The following is a 23,112-nucleotide window of genomic DNA, read 5'->3' on the forward strand; positions in this document are numbered from 1 at the left end:
TGTTCCATCCGCCGGGCGTCCGGCCTGTCGTCCCGAGTAACGGGCCGCCGCCCGACTGTCAGGAAACGGCCCACATGGCGTTGAATTCGGCTCTCAGCTCCGCTTCGTCGGAAGGGTCCGCAGCGGGGAAACCCGCTTCCACGGCCCGCACCCGCTCCAGCGAACGGCCGGAAAGAACGGGAACCTCCTTCACGACCTCAAGCATTTCACCCATCACACCGTTGCAATGCAAGACTATATCGCAGCCGCCCGCAACAATATTCGCAGCTCTTTCACCGAGCGTGCCCTTCAGCGCATTCATGGAACTGTCGTCGGACATCAGCAGGCCGTCAAAGCCGATCCGGCCGCGAATGATGTCCTCGATCACCTTCGGCGAGGTCGTCGCCGGCCGTTCGCGGTCGACGGCGTTGAACACCAGATGCGCGCTCATCGCCATCAATTCGCGGTTCAGCGCCCGGAACGGCACAAAATCATGGGCGTCCAACTCATCGAGCGATACATCGACGACCGGCAGTTCATGGTGCGAATCCACCATGCCGCGGCCATGGCCTGGCATATGTTTCATGACAGGCAGCATGCCGCCCGCCTTCAGGCCGTCGGCCGCCGCCTGCCCCATCTCGGCCACCATTGTCGGCGTGTAGCCATAAGCCCGATTGCCGATGACATTGCTGGCGCCTTCCACCGGCACATCGAGCACCGGCAGGCAATCGACGTTGATGCCGAATTTCATGAGGTCGAAAGCATGCAGGCGCGACATCAGCCAGGCGGCGCGCAGGCCCGCCCCCCGGTCGCGCTCATAGATTTCACCGAGAATGCGGGCATTCGGATAGGCCTGCAGGATCGGCGGCTTGATACGCTGCACGCGCCCGCCCTCCTGATCGATCAGAACCGGCGCATCTGGCCGCCCGACGGCATCGCGCATGGCGGCGACGAGATCGGTAATCTGCTGCGGCTCGCCAATATTGCGCCCGAACAGGATGAAGCCCCAGGGCTGCTCATCGCGGTAAAGGGCAATCTCGTCGGCAGTCAGCGAAAGCCCGCTGCATCCGAGGATCATAGCTTTGCAATCGGTCATGGTGTCACGCCTGTTACAGAATAGATGGGAAGAACTTTGCCTGCTCCTCGGCCAATGCCGGTGCGGCGACGTTTACCGTCCGTCACCCCGGCCTCCGAGCCGGGGTCCAGCGCGATCAAGTCCTTGATCGCGTAAGACTCGTTTCACGGCGCAGACGCGCCGTGGCTGGATGCCGGATCAAGTCCGGCATGACGGAGGTTAGCTGCTCCGTCACTGTCGTTAGACAATCAGCGCCGGGGTACTACCCCCGGCGCGTATCTTCACCGCGCCACGAGGCAGCTACCGCCGGCCGAGCGGAACTTTTCGCACAGCGCCACGGCTTCGTTCTTGTCACCCGCCGGGATGCGGACGCGGTAGAACGTGCCCTTGCCGGCGATTTCAGCGGCCTTGATGTCGACGCCGCGTCCACCGATGACCGAGCCGAACTTGGCCGACATGTTCTGGTAGGACTTCTGGGCTTCGGCCTGGCTCGGCAGCGAGGCGATCTGGATGTAGTAGCCACCGGCGGAAGGCGTGCTGGTCGCTGCCGGCGTCGCGGCTGCCGTCTGCTGCTGCGCGGCCTGCGGCTGCGCCGGAGCGGTCGCGGGGCGGACATTGCCCTGGTTGGTCACCGTTGCCACCACATTGGCGGGCTGCGAGGACGGACGCGCCGCAGGAAGCGGTGCTGCCGACTGCGCTGCCGGCTTGGCGGCGGCGGCAGGCGTATTTGCCTGCGGCTGAGCCTGTTCCGGCGCGACCGGAACCCGCGATGCGGCGATGACGGCGGGAGCGCCCTCACCGGGCTTGGCGGTCTGCGGTGCTGCAAGCTCCTCGACCTTGTCGGCCTTCGGCGGCTGGGCTGCCGGCACCTCGACCTCCTGGGCAACCAGCGTGCCGTCAGGCTTGACGATCATGGTGCGGACCTTGCGCGGCGAAACGCCGGTTGCAGCCGAACCTTCGGTCTGTGCGGCCTTTTCTTCCGGCGAAAGCAGGCGCGGATCCTCGGTCTCGCCAACCGGCGTGCCGGCGGCTTCCACATCCGCGTCGTTTTCGCCTTCCAGCGGCAACTGTTCGGGGATCAGCGTGCGCTGAACCACATCCACCGGCTGCTCGTTGCTGGAAATCAGCGCCGGCTGCTTCGGATCGGCAGCGCTGCCACCGGCCACGCGGTCATAAACCGCCTTGTCCTGGTTCGGCACAACGCGACCGCCCGGATTTTCCGGAACGACCTTCATCGGATCGTTATCGGCGGAGATGATGACCGGCGCGCCATTGGAACCGGTGCTGGACGAACCGCCGGAGACCAGCGCGTAAACGCCGCCACCGATCAGCACCAGACCGATTGCGGCGGCAACCGGCATGATCCAGCGGCGACCGCCGCGTTCATCTTCCTCACGATAGGCCGCCTGATGGTCGACATAGGTGTTTTCGGCATCGCGCGGGGCGCTGCCGCGGGAAGCCGCAGCCTCCTGCATGGAGCGGCGGAAATCCTCTTCCAGCGCCCGTTCGAATTCGTCGGCCTCTTCCGGAGCCTGCGCGGGACGCGCCTGGGCGGCGCCACGGTTTTCCGCATGTTTATGACGGTCGAGACCGCCGGCAACCGCAGGCGCAAACAGCGTCGCAAGCTCGGTATCGATATCGAGATCTTCCTCATGACGGCGCGCGGCAGGCTTGGGTTCGAAAACCCCGACCGGCAGTTCCGGCACGTCCATCTCGACGATGTTTTCCGGATGTTCTTCCGTCTCGCCGATCTGCGAAGGATCGAAAGGCAGGCTTTCCAGCGTCTGCGGCGCGGCCGGCTGCGGTGCTGCGGCGGCCGGACGCGGCTGAACCGCAGCAGCGGCCACCGGTGCCACGGCGGCAACGGGGGCCGGGCGCGGCTGAGGTGCCGGCTGTTCCCTCACCGGCTGCGGCGCAACGGCAGCAGCGGCGACCGGAGCGGCCGGCGGCTGGCGAACGGGCTGCGGTGCGGGCGCAGGCGCAACTTCCGCCTCGGCAATTTCAGACAGGTCCAGATCAAGATCGAGATCGTCGAGCGCAAGCTCGAAATCATCGTCGTTGAAGCCGCCGAAATCCGTGAAATCAAGTTCTTCAACAGGTGCTGCGGGCGGAGCAGCGACAATCGGCGCCGCCTTCACCGGCGCGGCGGTAACCACGGGCGGCTCCACCTTTGCAGCCTGCGCAGCGGGAACATCCTGCACCAGCGGTGTTTCGCCGCGACCGGGAATGGAATATTTCGCGACGTCGTAAATCAACTCGTCCATCGGCGAGAGATGTTTCGCTGCCGGCTTCTCGGCAACCTCGAACGCCAGAGGCTCTGCGGCAGGCGCAAAGGTCTCGGCGACCGGAGGCGTAAAGGACGGCGCGGTCTCTTCCGCCCGCACGACGGCAGGCGCGGGAGCGGGCTCCACCTGCGGCTCGATACGGACTGCGGCAGGCTGCTGTTCTGAACGCGGCTCGACCCGCTTCGGATCGGCGGCTGAAACATCCCGGCGCGCGCCGAAATTGGCGAGCGGCAGCCGCAGGCTGGAAAATTCCAGCGAGGAACGGCCGCCATGCGACGGCGGACGCACGGAAACCGGTGCGAGCGCTTCCTCGGCGACAGCTATTTCCACCTCATCGGCGAGATCGAAAGCCTGCGGCTCCGGCGCATAGGAATGACCATCGGCGTGAATGTTGCTCGAAACATCGGCCGGAAGCTCCGGCATCGTGTGCCATTCTGGCTCGACGGGTTCTGCGGCCTGCGGTTCTTCCCATGCCACCTGCTGGGCGGCGGGCTGGTAAACCATCGGCTCGGCGGGACGCGGCTGGCGCGAATGCACATCGAAAACTTCCGCCACCGCGGAGGCATCGTCGCGGAAATCCGCACGAATGTCCTGCGTGGTCGTTTCGACATAGTTGTGAATATAGGCCTGATCGACTTCCGGGAGCGGCTCTTCCCTCACCTCCGGTGCGGATGCGGCCACGGGCGCGGGTTCGTCCGCCGGCGCAAGCTCGGGCTCGCGGCGGGCGAAAACCGATTCGACACGCTGCATGAAATCGTTGGGGTGGATGCCCGCACGAACATCGTTTGCCGGGTCAAGAACGACCGGATCGGCGTGCGGCGCATCGTAAACCTCGAACTCCCGCAGAAGCTCGTCCTCGAGGTTGAATTCCGGTTCGCGGCGGGTCACCGGCGAAGCGGCGCGCGGCGCAGCCTCGGAACCCGCATGCGAAGGACGATCTTCGAAGCCGACGATACGCGCCAGTTCTGCCAGAGGATCGTTGTCAGCGAACCCTTCGGACCGGGCGTCCCGGTTATACGCGACATTTTTTTCGACCATTACGTGTTCCACCATCTACGCATTGCAGCTCTTGCCAGCGTATTGTGAGCAAATAATGGTGATATGTTATCGCATTTCAGCAGGTGCGTCCGCTCCTAAAAGCGTAAGGCCGGACCTCAAAACATTTGCGACAGCATTCACCAGCCCAAGTCTGGCAATGCTCAATTCTCGGTTTTTATCGTTAATAAAACGTAATTCCGGCTGGTCTTTACCCTTGTTCCAGTGTCCATGGAAGGAACTGGCGAGATCGTAGAGGTAAAAAGCAAGCCGGTGCGGCTCATGCGAAAGGGCCGCAGATTCGATCAGGCGCGGATATTCCGCAAGCTTTGCAACCAGCTGCAACTCGTTGATATCGCTAATCAAAGCAACAGAGGCCGCCATCTCCTCAGCCGAAGGTGAAAGCCCCGGAAACGCTTCCTGCGCCTGCCGGAAGATCGACATCGAGCGGGCATGCGCATATTGCACGTAAAAAACCGGATTATCCTTCGATTGTTCGGTCACTTTCGCGAAATCGAAGTCCAGCGGCTCGGAATTCTTCCGATAAAGCATCATGAATCGCACCGGATCGCGACCCACTTCGTCGACAACATCGCGCAGCGTGACGAAGTCGCCAGAGCGCTTCGACATCTTCACCGGCTCGCCGTCACGGAACAGCTTGACGAGCTGGCACAGAAGCACCGTCAGTTTCGACTTGCCTTCGGAGACGGCGCGCGCAACCGCTTCCAGCCGCTTCACGTAACCGCCATGGTCAGCCCCGAGCACATAGATCATCTCGGAGAAACCACGGTCGAACTTGTTCTTGAAATAAGCGACGTCGGCGGCGAAATAGGTGTAGGAACCGTCCGACTTCATCAGCGCGCGGTCCATGTCGTCGCCCACTTCCGTCGAGCGGAACAGCGTCTGTTCGCGGTCTTCCCAGTCTTCCGGCAATTCGCCCTTCGGCGGCGGCAGGGTGCCCTTGTAGACATGGCCCTTGAAGGTGAGATCATTGATGGCCGAGAGGATCGGGCCGCCATTGCCCTCATGCAGCGTGCGCTCCGAGAAGAACACGTCGTGCCGTACGTTGAGCAGCGCCAGATCCTCGCGGATCATCGCCATCATCGCGTCGATCGCCTTGTCCTTGACGATCGGCATCCACTTTTCCTCGGGCATGGCGCGCAGCTTGATGCCATATTCATCCGCCAGCGCCTGACCGACGGGAACGAGATAGTCGCCGGGATAAAGACCGGACGGAATGGTGCCGATATCTTCGCCAAGCGCCTCGCGGTAACGCAGGAACACCGAACGGGCCAGCACATCGATCTGCGAGCCGGCATCGTTGATGTAATATTCCTTGGTAACGCCATAACCGGCAAAAGCGAGCAGGTTCGCCAGCGTGTCGCCGACGACGGCGCCACGGCAATGGCCGACATGCATCGGGCCTGTCGGATTGGCGGAAACATATTCGACGTTGATCTTCTGGCCCGCACCGATGGTGGAGCGGCCGAAATCGACGCCCTGCCCGATCATGTCGGCGAGAAGACGCTGCCAGTAACCGACGGAAACCTTGAGATTGATGAAGCCCGGACCCGCGACATTGACGCTGTCCACATCGCCATCGGCCTGAAGAGCCGGCACGATGAGTTCGGCAAGCGCGCGCGGATTGGTGCCGAGCGGCTTCGCCAGCACCATGGCGGCATTGGTTGCGACATCGCCGTGGCTGAGATCGCGCGGGGATTCGACGGTAATTCGACTGAAATCGACCTTTTCGCGGTTCTCTTTCACGAGATCGAGGGTCTCGAGCGCGTTTTTGATCCTGGTATCGAAATCGGCAAAAATGTTCATCGTTCCAACCTGCGCGAAGGGCTTCTGTTTATATCCGGCCTTTTAACCGGGTCGGCTTCGCGATCGCCCGCTGCCCTATCGCAAATCGGGGGTGTGGTCAAACAGCCGCTGGTGGGCGCGCAGTGCATAACTGTCGGTCATGCCGGCCAGATAGTCGCCCACATGCCGGGCTTTTGCGGCCACGCTCATGCCGGAAATGCTGTCCACCCAGTAATGGCTCTGCATTTCCGCCGGCGTTTCCATATAACGGTGGAAAAGATCGGTGACGATCTGTGTCGCGCCGGCGCGGATGCGCATGATTTCCGGATGCCGGTAGATATGGCCGAACAGCAGTTTCTTGATCTGCCGGTCGGTCTCGGCCATTTCCGGCGAGAAGGTCGCGACGGTGAAATCGGCAGCGCGGATATCCACCGCACTCTTCGGCTTCAGACGGGCCAGATTTTGCTGCGCAACGCCGATCACGTCTTCCACCATATGGGTGATCTGCCGACGCATGATCTCATTGGCGAAACGCTCCTTGTCGAGCACGGGATATTTCGCCCGTACCTCGGCCATCAGGCCGCCGAGGAATGGCACTTCCTCCAGCATCTCGAAGGTGAGATAACCGGCGCGCAACCCGTCATCGATGTCGTGGGTATTATAGGCGATGTCATCGGCAATCGCCGCCACCTGCGCCTCGAGGCTGGCATAGCTGCCGATTTCCAGATCCTGCAGCTCGCAATATTCGAGGATGGGCAGCGGAACTGGTCCCTTGATCCCCTCGCCCTTCGCATTCACCAGTGGTCCATTGTGCTTGACGAGACCTTCGAGCGTCTCCCAGGTCAGGTTGATGCCGTCATATTCGGCATAACGGCGCTCCAGCTTGGTGACGATGCGCAGCGACTGTGCATTATGATCGAAGCCGCCATAAGGCAAAAGCACCGCATCCAGCGCATCCTCGCCGGTATGGCCGAAGGGCGTATGGCCGAAATCATGCACCAGCGCCACGCCTTCAGCCAGATCCTCGTCGAGCTTCAGCGCCCGGGCGAGCGCCCGAGCGATCTGCGCCACCTCGATGGTATGGGTGAGACGCGTGCGATAATGGTCGCCGTCAGGGCTGATAAACACCTGCGTCTTGTGCTTCAGGCGGCGAAAGGCCGTCGTGTGGACGATACGGTCGCGGTCGCGCTGGAACTCCGAGCGCGTCAGGCTTCCGGTTTCGGGAAAAAGACGCCCGCGCGTGGTCCATGGATCCGAGGCGAAAACCGCCCTCTCGCCGCTTCCGAAACCCAATGCGCGCTGGTCTATGATCATGCATCCACCTGTTGTCTTCTCCAGCCGGGACTTCCTTTTGGTCTCGGCCATTGACCTTTTCATTCACCCTTCATACCTATCGCAGAGGACAGCGCAAAGCATCATCGCCGCGCTGACCGCCTTCACACAGGCTATAGACCGTTAATTTGACCGGTTTATAATGGTGACAACGAGATTATTGCTCTCCGGTTCTTGACCCCGGCAGGAGAAACGACATGGAAAACAGCGACATTACCCTTTCGGAAGCAGCGGCGAAGCGAATCGCCCAAATCGTCGCGGCCGAAGCCGGCAAACAGGCGCTGCGCGTCTCGGTGGAAGGCGGCGGCTGCTCGGGCTTCTCCTACAAGTTCGATCTGGCCGAAGACAAAGCCGATGACGACATCGTGATTGCCCGCGGCGACGCCAAGGTGCTGATCGACAGCCTGTCGGTCGTCTATATGGCCGGCTCCGAAATCGACTTCGTCGACAATCTGCTCGGCCAGTCCTTCCAGATCAAGAACCCGAATGCTGTGGCAAGCTGCGGCTGTGGCACCAGCTTCTCGATCTGACATCATCTTTCCACCACATCCACAGGGCCGTTTTCCAAAAACGGTGGCAATCGCTTTTGCATCGGGTAAAAGTACCCTCGCAAAAGGGAAACTCCGATGAAGATTGCCACCTGGAACATCAACGGCGTCAAGGCGCGTATCGAAAACCTCTGCCAGTGGCTGAAGGATTCATCGCCCGATATCGTCTGCCTTCAGGAAATCAAATCGGTCGACGAGGGTTTTCCCCGGCTGGAGCTGGAGGCGCTCGGCTATAATGTCGAGACCCATGGCCAGAAGGGCTTCAACGGTGTCGCCCTGCTCTCGAAGGTCAAGCCCGACGAGGTCAATCGCGGCCTGCCGGGTGACGATGCCGACGAACAGGCGCGTTTCATCGAAGGCGTGTTTTCCGTCGATGGCGGGGCGATCCGCGTCTGCTCGCTTTACCTGCCGAACGGCAATCCGCCGGACGATCCGGTGAAATATCCCTACAAGCTTGCCTGGATGGAACGGCTGCGGCGCTTTGCCGAAGATCGCCTCGCGCTCGAGGAGCCGCTGATCCTCGCGGGCGACTACAATGTCATCCCGGAGCCGTTCGATTGCCACGACCCACGCGTGTGGGAAGGCGACGCATTATTCCTGCCGAAGACCCGTGCAGCCTTCCGCAAGCTGGAAAATCTGGGCTTCACCGATGCGGCGCGTGCAACCACGGATGAAGCAGGACTTTATTCCTTCTGGGATTATCAGGCCGGGGCATGGCCGAAAAACAATGGCATCCGCATCGATCATCTGATGCTGTCGGCCGAAGCTGCCGACAGGCTACAATCCGTCAGCATCGAAAAACATGTGCGGGCCTGGGAAAAACCGTCCGACCATGTGCCGGTCTGCGGTTATTTCGATTTCAGTCCGGTCAGCTGACCGGCTTCCATCAGACGGAAGAAGCCGCCTCGATCGCCATTCTCAGTTAGGCCAATTCTCAGTCCGGCCCATTTTCAATCCGGATCATTGAACTGCATGTTCTGCGCCATGGCGATGGCGGCGCGGCGATCGTTCTCACCGGCGAGCGAAAAAGCCTGCTCCTGCAGGTTCTGAATCCAGGTGCAGTCCGCCGCCGTGCATTTGTCGAGCGCCGCCGTCATGAAGGCCAGCCCCTGCGTCGTCTGGCCTTCCTGGAAGATCAGGTTGCCGAAAATCGACATGGCGCCGGCATGGCCGTGCTTGCGGGCCTGGTTAAGCCACTTCTTGGCCTGCTGCACATCGGCGCGGCCGCCCTCGCCGGCGAGAATCATCTCCGCCAGACGGAACTGCGCCTCAGCGACGCCAAAGGTGGAAGCAACCTGGAAATAAAGCTGGCGGGCCTGCGACAGGTCCATTTTCACCGGGCTGCCGGGAATGCCGTGACGGTAATAATCGGCAAGGGAAAGCAGCGCATTGACGAAGAAGCCCGTATCTTCCGAACCCGGCTCCACGCCCTGATTGGCGATTTCGCTGTAGATCTTGAAAGCTTCGAAGTCATTCTTGGCGACGCCATCGCCATAGGCATACATATTGGCAAGCGCCCAGCGCGAGCCGGTATGGCCCTTTTCAGCCGCGTAGCGATAGGCCTCAACGGCTTCACCCTTGTTGCCGTTCTTGTAGGCCTTGAAGCCGAACTTGAACAGGTCGAAGGGGCCGGATTCCTTGGTCACGCCCGCATTGATGTCAAAAGCCGCAGCAGGCATTGCGAGCGACGCAAGCAACATGCCCATGAGGAGCGGCTTTAAAACGTTGGCTTCACATTTCAGCATTTCAGCGAACTTCTCTCAACTCTTCCCGGCATATAGCCAATACTTGCGGAATACTGCAAAGCCGAACCCCGCCGGGTCGCGATTTTTCGAACACACTGCGTCTTTCCGGCAGCACTTTCCAGCGCACCACCGGTGGTCTTTTGCGGCAATTGCCCTAATTTTCCAGTGAGACAGATATAGGCATAATTTCCGGCAATATAACGGCATTTCGCCATCCACCGGTCAGCGCCAAACAAGAAAGCCGGATGAAATTCCCGTATTACTTGCTTAAACCCTGAATCCAAACCCGTTTTCACTTTCCGACCTTGCGCACCACCACATCAAACGCCTGCATGTTCTTTCATTCCCGCGTCCCTAAACATAAGCCAAGCACCCTGTTTGTGGCGGGAAATGGACAGATATGCTCACATTCCAACGCGACCACACGCTTGCAGAAAAGTGTTGCCAAATCGTCACAAAACTTTCGGGCTAGAAATTTTTATCGAGCAGGAATCATAGTCGCGCATGAAAAAAGGCCCGGTTGGTAAACCGGACCTTTATTTTAGCATCTACGGAAGGATGATGTCAGAACTTGACCTTCACGCCGGTCGAGATCGCCGCCACGACATCGCTGCCGAAGCTATAGCCAGCCTCGTCGCCGCAGGTTGCGGTGCCGACGTTGCTGCAGCGGCCGCCGCTGATCGAGGATTCACCCGAGGTCAGCAGGCCGACAGCGCCGGCGATCTTGAACTCGACGTTCGGCGTGGGCGAATAAACGAGCTGGGTGCCGACCATCCAGGTATCGGTCTGCGTGCCGATAACCGTCGATGTGCCACGATCCCAGGTCAGGCTGACGGCGCCGCTCCACTGATCGTTGAACTTGTGGCCGATACCGCCGGTAACCGTCCAGCCGTCACGATAATAAAGATCGAGCGTGGTGAGCGAAGTGACGCCCGCAATACAGGACGGGACACCGACCTGGCAGAAAGGCACGACCTGAATCTGGCTCCAGTCCGTCCACTTGACCGAACCGAAAGCGAGCCAGTTCGGCGCAATACCGGACTGCACCTTGAGTTCCAGGCTGTCAGGCATGGAAACGGAACCGTAAACCGGGGTAACCTTGCCGCCGTAAGCGATGAGAGCCGGGCTGCCGGCTGCCGGAAGGCTTCTGAGGTCGACCGTACCGTTCAGATCGTGATCGACCGCGCTGTTATAAACGAGGCTCGTGCGGAAAGCGATTTCCGGTATCTCATAAGCGATACCTGCGCGCCATCCCCAGCCGTCGCCTTCCATATCGAGCTTGCCGACACCGGAATAAAGGGAAGGATAAGCCGGACCGAGAGCCGTCGGGGAAACCACCTGGCGGTATTTATAACCGCTGACTTCCTGATAGAAGCCGCCACCGATGATCGAGAAATCGCCCTTGCCGAGATCGAACTTCACGCGGCAGGTGGTGGCGTAGTTATGCGACTTGACCTTGGTTTCGATATTGTAGCTCGATCCCTGCCAGATGCCGGGGTTCAGATCCGCGCCCCAGGGCTGCGAATAGTCGAACATGCAGTCCCCGAAATCGCCGATGGCCGCCTTGGCGCCAACGCGCGTCGACCAGTAGTTTTCAGAATCGTCGGCGGTGGTCGACCAGGAACCGGGCAGCGGACCGCCGCTCTTCAGCGGATTGTCGCGCGCATTCTCCACCTTGCGCTGCGGCGCGACGAAAGTGGCGGAACTGTCGAGAACGTAATCGGACGGATCGAACAGTAGATCGATATTATAGCCGCCGCGCTCAAGGCCACTCGCCAGTGAGGGCGTTACCGCCGCGATGCTGACTGCGAAACATACCGCGCCGCGAAAAATTGCAGTTTTTGCCATCTCTCTCCCCAATCAAGGCAATGTGATCATCAAAAGAGTGAAGCGCTTCGCAGCAAATGACAATCTGCCGCACTCTGGCACAGTTCTGCGACACTTCTCCATTTTTTACGTAAGAATTTCATGTCAATCCCCTTGCATAATCATTTTAGGTTATTTTTCTAATCCAATTGAAGCAATCAGACATAAAATGAAACAAATTCCCACTTGAGACAGGAATTGTCGCCAAATAACCACACTCACGAGTTTCCCGAGGAAACACGCTTATCAGGCCGTTTTTGTTGGATTTTTCGGCTGTTTGAGAGATTTTTGGCCGGGCATGGCGTGAAATAATCGCTCTTTCGGGCGTTCATGATTCGCCATCGCACTGCAGCAATCAATCGAGACGAATTATTACACAGAAACAAAAACGCCCCGTTTCGAACGGGGCGTTTTGTTTTCATAAAAGAGCCGGAGGCAGCTATTACCCTGCTTCGCTGACCCGTGTGAGCGCCGTTCTCAGGCTTGCAAGCTGCACTTCCAGCTCCGCCTTGCGCTCGCGCTCGGCGGCGACCACTTCCGGATCGGCATTGGCCACGAATTTTTCGTTCGACAGCTTCTTGTCGATGCGTTCCATTTCCGCATCCACCTTGCCGATCGCCTTTTCGAGACGGGCTTCCTCGGCGGCCAGATCGATGAGCTTGCCGAGCGGCAGGCAGACCGTGGCCTCACCGACGATGATCTGCGCGGAGCCCTTCGGTGCGACATCGGCGGCGCGGATTTCATCCGCCCGCGCCAGGCGCCGGATGGCGGCGGCGTGGCGGTCGAGCCTCGCTTCGGTGGAGGTATTGGCGCCGACAACCACCAGCGAGGCGGTAGCGCCCGGCGGCACGTTCATCTCGGCGCGCGCGGAGCGAATGCCGGAGACGAGATCGATCAGCCAGTTGATTTCGGCCGCCGCGGCATCGTCGCGGAATTCCGGCACCGGCCAGTCGGTCAGGCAAAGCAGATTATCCCGCTCCTCGCCCTCGCCCGCCGTATGCGCCCACAGCTCTTCCGTCATGAAGGGCATGAAGGGATGCAGGAGCTTGTAGATCTCGTCCAGAACATAGGCCGCGCAGGCCTGCGATTCCTTCTTGGCCTTTTCGTCTTCGCCACTGAAGACAGGCTTCAGCAGTTCCAGATACCAGTCGCAGAACTGGTTCCAGACGAAACGGTAGAGAATGCCGGAGGCGTCGTTGAAACGGAAGTTCTCGAGCGCCGCCGTCACGTCGCGCGCCGTATTGGCAAGCTCGGTCAGGATCCAGCGGTTGATGGTCAGCGACGCGGTTTCGGCGAGGAAATGCGGATCGCGCTTCACGCCGTTCATCTCGGCAAAACGCGTCGCATTCCAGAGCTTGGTGCCGAAGTTGCGATAACCGGCGATACGCGCCGGATCGAGCTTCACGTCACGGCCCTGCGCCGCCATAATGGCGAGCGTGAAACGCAGCGCATCCGCACCATATTCGTCGATCAGTTCCAGCGGATCGATGACGTTGCCCTTGGACTTCGACATCTTCTGGCCGTTCTTGTCGCGAACCAGCGCGTGGATATAGACCGTGCTGAAAGGTTCGACCGGGTTGCCGGCATCGTCCTTCATGAAATGCAGGCCCATCTGCATCATCCGCACCACCCAGAAGGGGATGATGTCGAAACCGGTCACCAGCACGTTGGTCGGATAATAGCGCGCCAGTTCCGGTGTCTGCTCGGGCCAGCCAAGCGTCGAGAACGGCCAGAGCGCCGACGAGAACCATGTGTCGAGCACGTCTTCGTCGCGGGTCAGGATTTCGCCCGGCTTGAAGTTCTCAAGCTTCTCCTCGACCCAGGCCTTCCACGGACCTTCATGGGCAATATAATGCTGGATGGCTGCCTGAAGCGCCTCTTCTTCAGTCTTCTCAACGAAGACCTGTCCGTCCGGGCCATACCATGCGGGGATCTGGTGACCCCACCACAATTGCCGCGAAATGCACCAGGGCTGGATGTTTTCCATCCACTGGAAGTAGGTGTTTTCCCAGTTCTTCGGCACGAAATTGGTGCGGCCTTCGCGAACCGAGGCAATCGCCGGCTGGGCCAGCGTCTTGTTGTCCACCCACCACTGGTCGGTCAGGCGCGGTTCGATCGGCACGCCGCCACGGTCGCCATGCGGCACCACATGCTTGTGCGGCTCTATCTTGTCGAGCAGGCCGGCTTCCTCGAAGATTTCGACGATGACCTTGCGGGCAAAGAAGCGATCCTGTCCTTCCAGACGATCCCATGCGCCATGCAGCGCCGCGGGATGGCTGAGACCTTCGAGGAAATCCTCGTTCTCCTTGATGGAGATCGTGCCGTCGATATTCATGATGTTGATGGCGCGCAGGCCGCAGCGCTTGCCGACTTCGAAATCGTTGAAGTCATGCGCAGGCGTGATCTTAACCGCGCCCGTGCCGGCCGTCGGGTCGGCATAGTCATCGGCGACGATCGGGATCTTGCGGCCGACGATCGGCAGGATGACATGCTTGCCGATGATGCCCTTGTAGCGTTCATCCTTCGGGTTCACCGCAACGCCGGTATCGCCGAGCATGGTTTCGGGCCGCGTCGTGGCGACGACGATATAGTCGCGCGTTTCGAACTCGGTGGGCTTGCCCTCCTCGTCGAAAGCGACCGGATATTGATAGGTGACACCCTTTTCCAGCGGATAACGGAAGTGCCAAAGGTTGCCCTTCACCTCGATCTGTTCGACTTCCATGTCGGAAATCGCAGTCTGCAGCTTCGGATCCCAGTTGACGAGGCGCTTGTCCTTGTAAATCAGGTTCTGCTTGTAAAGGGTGACGAAGACCTCGAGAACGGCCTCGGAAAGCCCCTCATCCATGGTGAAGCGCTCACGCGACCAGTCGCAGGAGGCGCCGAGACGTTTCAGCTGGTTGAAGATCAGGCCGCCGGATTCGGCCTTCCATTCCCAGACTTTCTCCACGAAAGCCTCGCGGCCCATCTCGCGGCGGCCCGGAAGCTGCTGCTCCATCAGCTTGCGCTCGACGACCATCTGCGTGGCGATGCCGGCATGGTCCATGCCCGGCTGCCACAGCACGTCCTTGCCGCGCATGCGCTCGAAGCGGACCAGAATATCCTGCAGCGTGTTGTTGAGCGCGTGGCCCATATGCAGGGAGCCGGTCACATTCGGCGGCGGGATGACGATGGTGAAGGTTTCCGCGCCCGGCTTGGCGTTGGCGCCGGCACGAAAAGCGTTAGCCTCGTCCCAGGCTTTGGCGATCTTCGGTTCGACGGATGCGGAATCGTAGGTCTTTTCGAGCATTTCCTGACCTGAATTTTAGAGTTCTTGTGTGGATTTTTTTAAATAAGGATGGACGGGAGAGAGTCAACAGAAACCCGCCCGCGAGCCAACCATTGAGCGGACCCGTGGGTGACTATGCCCCCATAACACCTTCATCTTCAACAAAAAAGCCGCCCCGATGCCGGAGCGGCCCCTGTTTCGTCGCATCCGCAGCAATCGCACATGCGGCCGGAGCAGACCTTAGCGGCGCGAACCGCGCGCCACGCGCTCGATTTCCTCGCGCACCAGACGCTCCACGAGCGTCGGCAGATTGTCTTCCAGCCAGTCCTGCAGCATCGGGCGCAGCATTTCTGCGGCCATATCCTCGATTGAGCGCCGCTCGACGCCGTCGAAAACCTCTGCAAGCTCGCTGAACGAACGGGCGATCTGCGCACCGGCAGCGGCGGAAAGAAGATTGAGCGACAGACCGCCCTCACCATCCGCCACGTCTTTTGCCTGTGGCTCGGCCAGATCGAATGCCGGTTTCTCAACGGCAGGTTCCAGCACCGCTATGTCGAAACGCTCCGCCGTCAGCGGCGTTTCGAGGGCGCCGCGCAGCGAAAGCTGATCAAAGCGGTTTTCGGCCGAAGGCGCGCTTTCGATGGCGGCAGCAGCGGCGCGATCCTCAGCGGCAAAAGATACCGGCTGCTCGCTCACGCTGGACGCCGGCTGCTCGCTCACGCTCGCGGCGGCCGCAGCCGCCATCAGCGGCCGAACATCTGTCGGGCGCTGCGGTGCGGCGCGTTCGGAAGACGGCGCGGACGAAGGCTGCGATACAGTCGGCGCAGCAGCCTGCGGCGCGGTCTCGGCCGCGCTGCGCTGGGCCTGCGCGGCGAAAGCCTGCGGCCCCATGGCGGCGTTACGGTCTGCGGCGGCACGCACACGGGCGGCAACATCGGCAAGGGACATGGTCTTCTCGGCGAAGCTTTCCTGCCGTTCGGCCACCGACCCCTCAGAAACCGGCGAAAAATCCGGTGCAGGCCGTGCGCCAAAAGCCTGGTTTGCGGCGGGGGGAACGCGCGCCGGCGGGCTGATCGGCTCCGCCACGAAGGCCGCTTCGCTCGCAGCCTCGTCTTCATCGTCATAGACCGGCGGCAACTGCCCGGAAAACGCACCGGCAGGTCCGGTCTCGTTGCTTTCGATGATCCGGCGGATAGACGCCAGAATCTCTTCCATGGACGGTTCACGCGCTACGCTTGGCTGAGCCATATCAATCCCCGGTTTCCACTCTTCGAGCGCCCTTGCCGCATCCCTCGGACACCGGATGAGCGCTCCTTGACCTGTTCAATTTTCACATCGCGTTTTCGACAACCGAAATCGATCGTCACACCGATGCTCTGAAACATGGCCGGCCAAGCGCCTGAGCATTTCGCCGTCCCTGTCGCAGGATCATGCGGGGCAGAAATACGCACACCCCGAATCACCCTTAGTTTAGGTCAGCATAGCTAGGAACTAAATCACTGATTCGACAAGTTTCGTGATGATGCACAGCTTTGTGAGAACGGCCCGAAAGGAAGCGCTCCGCCGGCAAACCGAACATAAAAACGCCGGGGCGGAAACTCCACCCCGGCGTCAAAAAAGAAGATGATCGTTTGCCGATCAGAAAACGAATTCGGCCGCCTTGGCAAAGCCCGGCAGCGGCTTGACGGAAGCATTGAAGAAAGTGGCGGCCGATGTGCTGTTGCCATCGCGGCGATAGACGGTGGCCTTCGCGGCGCCGCCATATCCGACGACAACAACCAGACGACCGCCGTCACGCAGCTGGTCGGTCAGTGCCGTCGGCACTTCCTCCACCGCGCCGTTGATGAAAACGAGGTCATAGGGCGCTTCGCCCGCATAGCCCTTTTCGAGATCGCCGGTCACGACGGCAACGTTGTCATATCCGAGCGAGGCGAGCGTCTCGGTCGCCTGTGCGGCCAGCGCCTCATCGCTTTCGAGCGACACCACCGAACCGGCAAGCTGCGAAAGGATGGCGGCAGCATAACCTGCGCCGCCGCCGACTTCCAGCACCACGTCCTCCTTCGACACGGCCGAAAGCTGCAGCAGCTTCGCCAGCGGCGAGGTCTTCATGACATAACGGGCCGGACGGCCATCGCGGGCGGGACAGATCTGCAGGTCCTCGTCCACATAGGCAATCTGCCGCACGCCCGCCGGCACGAATGCCTCGCGCGGCACGCTCAAAAACGCCTTCAGCACGGAATGCGACGTCACGTCGGTCGTGCGCAACTGGCTGTCGACCATGTTGGCGCGTGCGGTTTCGAAATCCATCATATCGTATCGCCTCAATTTCACGGATGCCGGTCGGGAAGCCTCGGCTCCAAAAGCTCAAAACGGCAGGGTCTCACCCTCGCCTTTGGATAATCTCATAATTGCCCAAGCGCACGCTTTCAAGCGCGCTAAGCCGGATGTGTGGGAAAAAGCGACAGGATATCACGCCCATGAAGGAGACTTTTCATCGTAACGATCTGTCTTCGTGCGCAGAAACTAAAAAACAAGCGCATTCGAAATTAGGGCCTTGCACCCTAAATGGATTCGTTCTAAATGCCCGCCATCGCTCAAGACGACGAGCGGTTGAGGCCTCGTGGCGGAGTGGTGACGCAGAGGACTGCAAATCCTTGTACCCCGGTTCAATTCCGGGCGAGGCCTCCATATCTTACATCACACCCAATTTCGGTATGAACTGAGCAGCGCCACACAGGCGCTTGAGTTCAACTCGCCTCTCATCACGCGAGCGACGCTGCCCCTTTTTGTGTGATCAGATCCGCCCAAGCAGAACCAGGATCAGGACGATGACCAGAACCAGTCCGAGACCGCCTGACGGGCCATAACCATAATTATGGTAACCCCAGCTTGGCAGTGCGCCGATCAGGAAAAGAATGAGCAGGATGACGAGGATGGTGCCGAGCATGTGTAACCCTCCACTATTGGCATGTGTCCTGCCTGTTTGAATGATGAAACGGGCAAAAAGTTCCCTTTCCTGTATAGCGGGCAGCATAATGGTGGAAAGGCATCCTCTTCCGTTTCAACGGGTTACACCGGAAATTCGGGAATGCGGCCTTGTCTGCTCCGTCTCGGGAAGCAATTCTCTGGCTAATTATATCCCGACAAAAAGCCCTGAAGGACTGCAGCGGACCGGCATTCATCGGCCTTCACCAAAGCAGCGATTTATTCGAGGTAATTTCTCGGCCTATGTCTATCGGCAGTTGTCCGTCATATTAGCGCCAGTCCCCCGTACCCTGAAACTGGCGGGAGACGGAGAGATCTGGCATCACTGGCAGTGCGCCAGATCTCTCCCGCCCCTCCCCACGCTCCTCGAATTCTCTTTTGCAGGCACACGGATATTTTACCGGCTGTGTTCCGGGTTTGCCTTGCCTTGCCGGTTTCACTCCGGCTAGACCCCGGACCGGGAGGGAGAAACGAGAATCATATGTCCGGTTTTGCGAACCTCATCCCGCTTTTCATCTTCGGCCTCCTCGTCTACTTTTTCTTTCGCTGGGTCGCGCGCGACATTCAGAATCCGAAGAGCAAATAGTCGGGGAAATCGTCTCCGGCCCCCTGCCCGCCGGGAACCGCCGCGCCTTGACATCGTTTTCACGGACGCACTTCGGAGGACAGGATGAAAACGCTCGTATCATCGGCCGCTATCGCGCTTACACTGGCGCTTGCCGGATGCACCACGGCCGGACCGGCCGGCTATGTTGGCCCCGCGCCCTATGTCGAACCCATCCCCGGCAGCATCATCTACAGGGGCCAGCCGCGAACCAAACTGACGAAATCGCCGATCGGCAGCACCTTCACCCATGAATTCCGCATCGACGGCAGCACGAGGGCGGTCGAAACCTATCGCATCGCGCCGGACCGCTCGCTGGAGCTCATCGACCGCCGCATCATTCGCGACTGGCTGTTCGGGCGCGACGACTGACCGCACCGCAACCGGCAGAAACGCCCCCGCAACGGGATTGCGCATCCTGACCGCTTGGTTTAGAGCCGGGCGCGACAACCACTATGGATAGGCGATGAATACGCGCTGGCAAAAACCCGTCCTCATCGCGTTCGAAACGCCGGGCGACTATACAAGCATCGACACCACGCAGGCGGCCTCCTGGGCGCTGATCGAGGATTGGCCGATTGAAGACGGGGATGCGCTGGACAAGGCGCTGCTGATATGCGCCGCCGTCGATGCCGGCAGGAAAAAGCCCGAGGACGCGCGCAGGGCCTTCATCGCAGCCGCAATCGAAGCGGGCCTCGATATCAAGGCCTGACAGCGGAGCGACTGCCGGCCGTCGACTAAAAATGCCGCCTGCGGCGTCAGCTTTTCAGGATAAGACGTTGGATGGATCGCAACAGATGGAAGCTTCCGGAAACATGAAAAAAGCCCTGTTCATTTTTCTCCTCTCCTGCCTGGCGATCGGCCTTCTCGGCCACCTCGTGGTGGCCTTCGTCGTCACCGGCTGAAGCGCGAAAATCCTCTCCGCCGGAAGACGGCGCGACTGGACATTAGAATTTCCTGAATTTCATTCTTTCGTTATGGAACCGCGATAAACTCTGGCCGTTCTCTTTTCATCCAACAGGAGGAGGATTGGAATGCGTGACGGATTGAACGGCTTTCTCGAAATCTCGATGCTCGGCTTCGTGGTCGCAAGCTGCCTTTTCATGGTCAACCTACCGATCTGACCCACGGCAAAAATTCTTCTCCGACAGCACCGGCGACGTGACGTTCCGGGAGTAAAAAATGCGGCCTTGTGGGCCGCATTTCTTTTCAACGCATAACCCAATCAGGCGGAAAGCTTGGCGGCGAGTTTCGCCACATGCGCGCCTTGGAAACGGGCGGCTTCCAGTTCGATTGCGGAGGGCTGGCGCGAGCCGTCGCCATCGGTGATGGTGGAGGCGCCATAGGGCGAGCCGCCCTTGATTTCATCGACGCCCATCTGGCCCTGGAAAGCATAGGGCAGACCGACGACCGCCATGCCATGGTGCAGGAAGGTGGGGATGAAGCCGAGGATGGTCGATTCTTGGCCGCCATGCTGCGTGGCGGAAGAGGTGAAGGCCGAACCGACCTTGCCGACCAGCTTGCCGCCGAACCACAGGCCGCCGGTCTGGTCCCAGAAATTGCGCATCTGCGAGGCGACCGTGCCGAAACGCGTGCCGGCGCCGACGATGATGGCGTCATATTCGGCAAGCTCGTCCACCGTTGCGATCGGCGCTGCCTGATCGAGCTTGAAATGCGAAGACTTGGCGACTTCTTCCGGCACCAGCTCCGGAACGCGCTTCACGACGACATCGGCGCCCGTCGATTTTGCGCCTTCGGCGACAGCGTAAGCCATCGTTTCGATATGACCGTAAGAAGAATAATAGAGTACAAGAACTTTCGTCATTCTCTTCGTTTCCTTTGTTGTAACTGTTTCCGGCGTACCGGCGATAAGCTTCTTCAAAAATTCAATGATCATCGGCGTTGACCCGTCAAATGTATGTGAAGAAAACCTAGCCGAGAGGCCCTTATCCCGCCAGCCGGGGATTGGCATACGCACTGTTCACCATGAGTGAACGGAAAACCGAAACGTCAACCATTTACAAAAAGACATTTTTTCAAAACCGCTTTGCATTCCCCGGGAGCGGGGCTAACGTCGGGTGAAACAGATGACGAGTGCAACCATGTCCAGTCCCTCCTCCGCCCAATCCGTAGTGACCGCCGCCATGCTTGCCATTGGCGACGAACTGCTTTCGGGCCGCACCAAGGACAAGAATATCGGCCACCTCGCGGATGTCCTCACCATGTCCGGCATCGACCTGAAGGAAGTGCGCATCGTCGCCGACGAGGAGGAAGCGATCGTGGAGGCGCTGAACGCGCTGCGCGGCCGCTATGACTATGTCTTCACGTCAGGCGGCATCGGCCCGACCCATGACGACATCACCGCTGATGCGGTCTCTGCGGCGTTCGGCCTGCCCTGCGAGCACGACGCCGAGGCGCTGCGCCTGCTGGGTGACATGTATCGCGTCCGCGAGATGGAGTTCACCGAGGCGCGCAAGCGCATGGCGCGCATGCCGAGAGGAGCCGCCCACATCGCCAATCCCGTTTCCGTCGCCCCCGGCTTCGTCATCGGCAATGTTTACGTCATGGCCGGCGTGCCGCAGGTGTTTCAGGCCATGCTGGACAATGTCATGCCGACGCTGCGCACCGGCGCGAAGGTCATGTCGCAGGCGGTGCGCTCGCCCTATGGCGAAGGCGATATCGGCACGCCGCTGACGGCCATCCAGAAAGCCCATCCCGAAACCAGCATCGGCTCCTATCCCAAATATGACGGACAGCGCTTTTCGACGGAGATCGTCGTGCGCGCCCGCGACGCCGGCGTCCTGAAGGCGGCAGCAGACGCGGTTGCCGCCATGATCGAGACCATCGGCCATGAAAAAAGACAGGCAGCCAGCAAGGGCGATGCAACCGCCTGAGACAGAAGAGGCTTGAGACAGAAAAGGCTTGAGACCGGGAAGTTTTGACCAAAATCAAGGTGGCGGTCTTTAAAGGCGGCCACTCTCCCCCCTGAGCATTTCCAGGAAAAGCGGACCAGCTTTTCCGTCCGGACAATGCGTAAAACAGAGACTTGGATCGTTCTGACGATTCGAAGAAAAGCCAGAACGATCTGAAAACGACATGTCACCGAGGAGAGAGAAATGGGTTACAAGACGATATTGGCAGTGGTCGACAATGTTTCGAACACGCAGAAGCTTGGCGAATTCGTGGTAAGCCTTGCCGATCAGTTTTCCTCGCATGTGATCGGCCTGCATATGGAAACGCTGGCCGCCGTTCCCCTCGTCGCGCCGATGGAAATTCCCGATCCCGCCACCGTGCAGGCGCTGCAGGACGTAGCGCATAAGGAAACCACCGACGTCGGAACCATCTTCGAGCGTACGCTGTCCGCCAACGGCATCTCGCATGAATGGCGCAGCTTCGTCACATCGGTGGGTTACGCCTCCGCATCGGCAATCGACAGCGCCCGTTGCGCCGATCTCATCGTCGCCCGCCAGAGCAGCTCCTCCGCACTTTCCGACAGCCGCTCGGACATTGACGGCTTCCTTTATGAAAGCGGCCGTCCCGTTCTCCTCGTGCCGCATGTGCTGACCGTTGCGAAACCGATCAAGCGCGTCCTGATCGCCTGGAACGGCTCGCGCGAGGCGACCCGCGCCACCTTCGACGCCCTGCCCTTCCTCAAGGCAGCCGATAGCGTCGAAATCTTCTCCGTCGATCAGGCCGAGAGCGAAACGCAGTCTTCCGGCCTCGCCGGTGCGGAACTGGCCGCCACGCTCGCCCGCCACGGCGTCAACGTCACCGTGACCTCGCAGGAAAAGATCGCCGGCGTCTCGCCGCAGGCGGCCATCGAAAACCGGCTGTCCGATAACAGCATCGACCTTCTTGTCATGGGCGCTTACGGCCATTCCCGCTGGTGGGAACTGCTGTTCGGCGGTGTCACCCGCACCCTGCTCGATTCCATGACGGCGCTGACGCTGCTGTCGCGTTAAAACCGGTGGAAGTGGATTGAGCCATAAGACCGTGCGGAAAGCTTGCCTTTTTGCCGGTCTTGCGGCTATTAGCCAAAGCCATCGACAATTTTGACCAGATGGTAGACGACATGTCCCTTCCCGATAAAGCCTTTCCCGTCTCCTGGGACCAGTTCCACCGCGATGCCCGTGCGCTTGCCTGGCGTCTTGCCGGCCTTGAGCGGGAGTTCCGCGCGATCGTCTGTATCACCCGCGGCGGCCTCGTGCCGGCGGCGATCATTTCCCGCGAGCTGAATATCCGCCTGATCGACACGGTCTGCATCGCCACCCGCCATGATTACGTCAATCAGGGCGAAACGGTTCTGCTGAAGGGAGTCGCCCCGGAACTTTCGGCGGATGGCGGCGAAGGCGTGCTGGTGCTGGACGACCTGACCGATACCGGCAAGACGGCGCTCGAAGTGCGCGAAATGCTGCCCAAGGCGCATTTCGCCTGTGTTTACGCCAAGCCGAAGGGCGTGCCGACCATCGATACCTTCGTCACCGAAGTCAGCCAGGACACCTGGATTTATTTCCCCTGGGACATGGGCTTCACCTATCAGGAGCCGATTGCCAAGGGATCGCGCGGCTGACCAGCCCCGCAGAGAAA

General features: G+C 60.2%; 19 protein-coding genes and 1 tRNA gene. 8 read left to right on the forward strand and 12 right to left on the reverse strand.

Translation table 11 applies throughout. From position 1 onward, the window contains the following. Positions 1 to 58 precede the first annotated feature (58 nt). The 4 genes from nagZ to ACIK7D_RS26675 form a co-directional block, all read right to left on the reverse strand. Positions 59 to 1,075, reverse strand: a complete 1,017-nt coding sequence (gene nagZ, locus ACIK7D_RS26660; protein ID WP_400158011.1) for a beta-N-acetylhexosaminidase — start codon at positions 1,073 to 1,075, stop codon at positions 59 to 61. 260 nt (positions 1,076 to 1,335) lie between these two features. After that, positions 1,336 to 4,377 (reverse strand): SPOR domain-containing protein, encoded by a 3,042-nt coding sequence (locus ACIK7D_RS26665; RefSeq protein WP_400158012.1) that lies wholly within the window; start codon positions 4,375 to 4,377, stop codon positions 1,336 to 1,338. Between the two features lie 66 nt (positions 4,378 to 4,443). Then, positions 4,444 to 6,201, reverse strand: a complete 1,758-nt coding sequence (gene argS / locus ACIK7D_RS26670) for an arginine--tRNA ligase (protein WP_003522720.1) — start codon at positions 6,199 to 6,201, stop codon at positions 4,444 to 4,446. A gap of 75 nt (positions 6,202 to 6,276) precedes the next feature. After that, a complete protein-coding gene (locus ACIK7D_RS26675; protein WP_003522718.1) occupies positions 6,277 to 7,494 on the reverse strand; it encodes a deoxyguanosinetriphosphate triphosphohydrolase in 1,218 nt (405 codons plus the stop codon). Between the two features lie 215 nt (positions 7,495 to 7,709). On the opposite strand from ACIK7D_RS26675, the gene erpA reads away from it, so the two are divergent. Further along, the gene (erpA, locus tag ACIK7D_RS26680; RefSeq protein WP_020811519.1) at positions 7,710 to 8,042 is read left to right on the forward strand and encodes an iron-sulfur cluster insertion protein ErpA; all 333 of its coding nucleotides are present in this window, start codon (positions 7,710 to 7,712) and stop codon (positions 8,040 to 8,042) included. Between the two features lie 96 nt (positions 8,043 to 8,138). Further along, positions 8,139 to 8,936 carry an exodeoxyribonuclease III gene (gene xth / locus ACIK7D_RS26685; protein WP_400158013.1) on the forward strand — a complete coding sequence of 266 codons (798 nt, stop codon included), beginning with the start codon at positions 8,139 to 8,141 and terminating at the stop codon, positions 8,934 to 8,936. Positions 8,937 to 9,010: 74 nt separating this feature from the next. On the opposite strand, the gene exoR is transcribed toward xth, so the two are convergent. The 6 genes from exoR to ACIK7D_RS26715 form a co-directional block, all read right to left on the reverse strand. Beyond that, complete coding sequence (gene exoR / locus ACIK7D_RS26690) at positions 9,011 to 9,805, reverse strand: exopolysaccharide production regulator ExoR (protein WP_003509731.1); 795 nt, start codon at positions 9,803 to 9,805, stop codon at positions 9,011 to 9,013. Continuing rightward, complete coding sequence (locus ACIK7D_RS26695; RefSeq protein WP_236776264.1) at positions 9,799 to 10,101, reverse strand: hypothetical protein; 303 nt, start codon at positions 10,099 to 10,101, stop codon at positions 9,799 to 9,801. The genes exoR and ACIK7D_RS26695 overlap by 7 nt, the downstream gene beginning before the upstream one ends. Positions 10,102 to 10,369: 268 nt before the next feature. Beyond that, positions 10,370 to 11,653 carry an outer membrane protein transport protein gene (locus ACIK7D_RS26700; protein WP_137003634.1) on the reverse strand — a complete coding sequence of 428 codons (1,284 nt, stop codon included), beginning with the start codon at positions 11,651 to 11,653 and terminating at the stop codon, positions 10,370 to 10,372. A 460-nt stretch (positions 11,654 to 12,113) separates the two neighbouring features. Further along, a complete protein-coding gene (locus ACIK7D_RS26705; RefSeq protein ID WP_400158014.1) occupies positions 12,114 to 14,957 on the reverse strand; it encodes a valine--tRNA ligase in 2,844 nt (947 codons plus the stop codon). A 219-nt stretch (positions 14,958 to 15,176) separates the two neighbouring features. Further along, positions 15,177 to 16,184, reverse strand: coding sequence for a cell division protein PopZ (popZ, locus tag ACIK7D_RS26710; protein ID WP_400158015.1), 1,008 nt, complete (start codon positions 16,182 to 16,184; stop codon positions 15,177 to 15,179). A gap of 390 nt (positions 16,185 to 16,574) precedes the next feature. After that, positions 16,575 to 17,246 carry a protein-L-isoaspartate O-methyltransferase gene (locus tag ACIK7D_RS26715; RefSeq protein ID WP_400158016.1) on the reverse strand — a complete coding sequence of 224 codons (672 nt, stop codon included), beginning with the start codon at positions 17,244 to 17,246 and terminating at the stop codon, positions 16,575 to 16,577. Between the two features lie 304 nt (positions 17,247 to 17,550). On the opposite strand from ACIK7D_RS26715, the gene ACIK7D_RS26720 reads away from it, so the two are divergent. Next, positions 17,551 to 17,624, forward strand: a tRNA-Cys gene (locus ACIK7D_RS26720). Positions 17,625 to 17,730: 106 nt separating this feature from the next. Here ACIK7D_RS26720 and ACIK7D_RS26725 read toward each other — a convergent pair. After that, entirely contained in the window at positions 17,731 to 17,883 is a 153-nt protein-coding gene (locus ACIK7D_RS26725; protein WP_003495626.1) for a DUF3309 family protein, read from the reverse strand. A 708-nt stretch (positions 17,884 to 18,591) separates the two neighbouring features. On the opposite strand from ACIK7D_RS26725, the gene ACIK7D_RS26730 reads away from it, so the two are divergent. After that, complete coding sequence (locus ACIK7D_RS26730) at positions 18,592 to 18,897, forward strand: hypothetical protein (RefSeq protein WP_127756938.1); 306 nt, start codon at positions 18,592 to 18,594, stop codon at positions 18,895 to 18,897. 94 nt (positions 18,898 to 18,991) lie between these two features. Beyond that, positions 18,992 to 19,237 carry a DUF982 domain-containing protein gene (locus ACIK7D_RS26735; protein ID WP_080816871.1) on the forward strand — a complete coding sequence of 82 codons (246 nt, stop codon included), beginning with the start codon at positions 18,992 to 18,994 and terminating at the stop codon, positions 19,235 to 19,237. Positions 19,238 to 19,750: 513 nt separating this feature from the next. Here the strand turns inward: ACIK7D_RS26735 and wrbA are convergent. Beyond that, a complete protein-coding gene (wrbA, locus tag ACIK7D_RS26740) occupies positions 19,751 to 20,350 on the reverse strand; it encodes an NAD(P)H:quinone oxidoreductase type IV (protein ID WP_059760465.1) in 600 nt (199 codons plus the stop codon). A 277-nt stretch (positions 20,351 to 20,627) separates the two neighbouring features. Here wrbA and ACIK7D_RS26745 point away from each other — a divergent pair, with 277 nt between their 5' ends. From ACIK7D_RS26745 to gpt, 3 genes are all read left to right on the forward strand, one after another. Further along, complete coding sequence (locus tag ACIK7D_RS26745; RefSeq protein WP_127757059.1) at positions 20,628 to 21,419, forward strand: competence/damage-inducible protein A; 792 nt, start codon at positions 20,628 to 20,630, stop codon at positions 21,417 to 21,419. A 222-nt stretch (positions 21,420 to 21,641) separates the two neighbouring features. Further along, positions 21,642 to 22,487: a universal stress protein gene (locus ACIK7D_RS26750; protein WP_127756939.1), complete on the forward strand. Its 846-nt coding sequence runs from the start codon at positions 21,642 to 21,644 to the stop codon at positions 22,485 to 22,487. 110 nt (positions 22,488 to 22,597) lie between these two features. Further along, a complete protein-coding gene (gpt, locus tag ACIK7D_RS26755; RefSeq protein ID WP_003523375.1) occupies positions 22,598 to 23,095 on the forward strand; it encodes a xanthine phosphoribosyltransferase in 498 nt (165 codons plus the stop codon). Positions 23,096 to 23,112 lie beyond the last annotated feature (17 nt).

It is taken from the genome of Agrobacterium sp. P15N1-A, assembly GCF_044626815.1.
In the GTDB taxonomy this organism is placed as follows: domain Bacteria; phylum Pseudomonadota; class Alphaproteobacteria; order Rhizobiales; family Rhizobiaceae; genus Agrobacterium; species Agrobacterium leguminum.